Consider the following 2849-nt stretch of genomic DNA (forward strand, 5'->3'; position numbering starts at 1 on the left):
CCCCCCCCCCCCCCCCCCCCCCCCCCCCCCCCCCCCCCCCCCCCCCCCCCCCCCAGATTATTAAACCAAAAATACCAAAACCCAAATTGGTGTCGTTGTGGTGGGGTGGTTTTTTTTTATAATATACAGCCAGTAACTTTTGGTTGGCGGGGGGGGTGGGGTGCGATGGGGCTTAAGCGCATTGTTTGGCGCGCCCCACCATAAAGGGACATATTCACGGCGGCCCCCCCCCACCCCACCCACCCGGCCAACCTCCAGAAATCCCCTGTTCGCGGAAAGCCCCAGCCACGAGGGGCTCCGCCGATGGCCGCCGACCGCGCGCAGCGCGCTCTCCGCCTGAATCCCGGAACCATGCGCTTGCTCACGGATTGACCACACAATTGATGACAACGTTGTCCCTACCTGGCGCCGGACTCTCTCCCCGGCCTCCCAGGTACCCCGTCCGCCCCCTCCGTCGCCTTCCCGGGCGACGCCCGGACCTGCGTCACGCGCGGCGCCATCGGGGCCCGCGCGCCCTTTGATCGGAGACTTACCCATGTACGACCCGATTGTGCGCAGTGCCGAACGTGCGACCCGAAGCTGTCGTCCCCGCCGCCTGGCCTGGCTGCTTGCCCTGGCCGCCGGTACCGCCGCCCTGCCCGGCCTGGCGCAGGCCGCCAGCTGTGCCGGCGTGGCCCAGTGGGACCAGGCCAAGATCTACCGGGCCGGCGATACCCTCCAGAAAGGAGGCGTCCTCTATCGGGCGAACCAGGACATCTGGAACGCGCCGCCGGACCATCCGGCCGGCGCGCCCTACTACACCAACCTCGGTGCCTGCGATGGCAGCGGAACCAACCAGCCGCCAGTGGTCAGCCTGACCTCGCCGGCCAACGGCGCCACCTTCAGCGCCGGCAGCACGGTCAACGTGACCGCCAACGCCAGCGACCCGGACGGCAGCGTCGCGAAGGTCGAGTTCTTCCGCGACGGCGCCTCGCTGGGCATCGCCACCAGTGCGCCGTATGCGGCCAGCTGGGCCAATGCCAGCGCCGGCAGCCACACCCTGCGCGCGGTGGCCACCGACAACAACAACGCCACCAGCAGCACGTCGACCATCACCATCACCGTCAACGCCGCCGGTGGGGATACCACCGCGCCGAGCGTGCCCGGTGGGCTGACGGTGGGCACGCGTACCGCCAACAGCATCGCGCTCAGCTGGAGCCCGTCCACCGACAACACCGGTGGCAGCGGCGTGGCCGGCTATGACGTGTACCGCAATGGCAGCCTGGTCGGTTCGCCGTCCAGCGCCAGCTATGTCGATGGTGGCCTGACCGCATCCACCACCTATCGCTACCGCGTGCGTGCCCGCGACAACGCCGGCAACGCGTCCGCCCAAGGCACCGAGATCAGCGCCACCACGCTGGCCGGCGACGGCGGCACCACCGGCAAGCGGGTCATCGGCTACTTCACCCAGTGGGGCATCTACGGCCGCAACTACCGGGTCAAGAACATCGACAGCAGCGGTTCGGCCGCACGCCTGACCCACATCAACTACGCCTTCGGCAACGTGCGCAACAACCGCTGCGAAGTGGGCATCACCCAGCCGTCGGATCCGAACAGTGGTGCCGGTGGCGATGCCTTCGCCGACTACACCAAGGCCTTCAGCGCCGCCGAGAGCGTCAGCGGCAGCGCTGATACCTGGGACCAGCCGCTGCGCGGCAACTGGAACCAGCTCAAGCAGCTCAAGGCCAAGTACCCGGGCATGAAGGTGCTGATCTCGCTGGGTGGCTGGACCTGGTCGCGCGGCTTCTCCAGCGCGGCACGCCCGGAAAACCGCCAGGCCTTCGTCGCCTCGTGCATCGATGCCTACATCAAGGGCAACCTGCCGGTGACCGACGGTGCCGGTGGCGCCGGTGCCGCGCTGGGCGTGTTCGACGGCATCGACATCGACTGGGAATACCCGGTGGCGTGCGGCATCGAGTGCGGCAAGCCGGAAGACAACGCCAACTTCACCGCGCTGATGGCCGAGTTCCGCCGCCAGCTCGATGCAGTGCGTCCGGGCCTGTTGCTGACGGTGGCGGTGGGTGCGGGCATCGACAAGATCCGCGTCACCGATCCGGCCGCGTACCACCCGTACCTGGACTACATCAACGTGATGACCTACGACTTCCACGGCGCGTGGGACGCGAAGACCAATCACCAGTCCGCACTGTTCGATTCGCCGAATGATCCGTCCACCGGCGACCAGAAGCTGTACAACAGCAACGACGCCATCGAGGCCTTCATCAGCCGAGGCGTTCCCGCCGCCAAGCTCAACCTGGGCATCGGCTACTACGGGCGTGGCTGGACCGGCGTGGCCAACGCCAACAACGGCCTGTACCAGACCGCGACCGGCGCCGCCCCGGGTACCTACGAGGCCGGCATCGAGGACTGGAAGGTGCTGAAGAACCTGGCGTGGCCGGGCTACACCGACAACACCGCCGGTGCCACCTGGATCTACAACGGCAGCACGCTGTGGAGCTTCGACACCCCGGCCAACATCACCCGCAAGATGGGTTACGTGAAGACCCAGGGCCTGGGCGGTGCGTTCGTCTGGGAGTTCAGTGGTGACGATGCGCAGGGCACGCTGACCAAGGCGGTCAGTGATGGCCTGAAGTAAGCAGAAAAGCCGGGGATGCGACACGCATTCCCGGCTTCCCACCTGTAGAGGGGCGGGCCCGGCGGCGGGGGTGGTGCGGCGGGCGCCGGGGGGGGCGGGGTCGACGCCCAGCGCGGGGGGGGGTTGGGGGGGGGGGGCCGCGTTTTGCTGGGCGCGCGGCCGGTGGGGGGGGGGGGGGTTGGGCCCTGCGGGGGGGGCGTCGGGGGGGCGGTAG

General features: G+C 68.6%; 1 protein-coding gene. It reads left to right on the plus strand.

Annotated features, from left to right (window positions below; genetic code table 11):
• Positions 1–535: 535 nt before the first annotated feature.
• The gene (locus QRO91_RS22195) at positions 536–2635 is read left to right on the plus strand and encodes a glycosyl hydrolase family 18 protein (RefSeq protein WP_197633050.1); all 2100 of its coding nucleotides are present in this window, start codon (positions 536–538) and stop codon (positions 2633–2635) included.
• The last annotated feature ends 214 nt before the right edge of the window (positions 2636–2849 follow it).

The sequence above is a fragment of the Stenotrophomonas maltophilia group sp. Smal32 genome (assembly GCF_030237085.1).
GTDB classification, from domain to species: domain Bacteria; phylum Pseudomonadota; class Gammaproteobacteria; order Xanthomonadales; family Xanthomonadaceae; genus Stenotrophomonas; species Stenotrophomonas maltophilia_Q.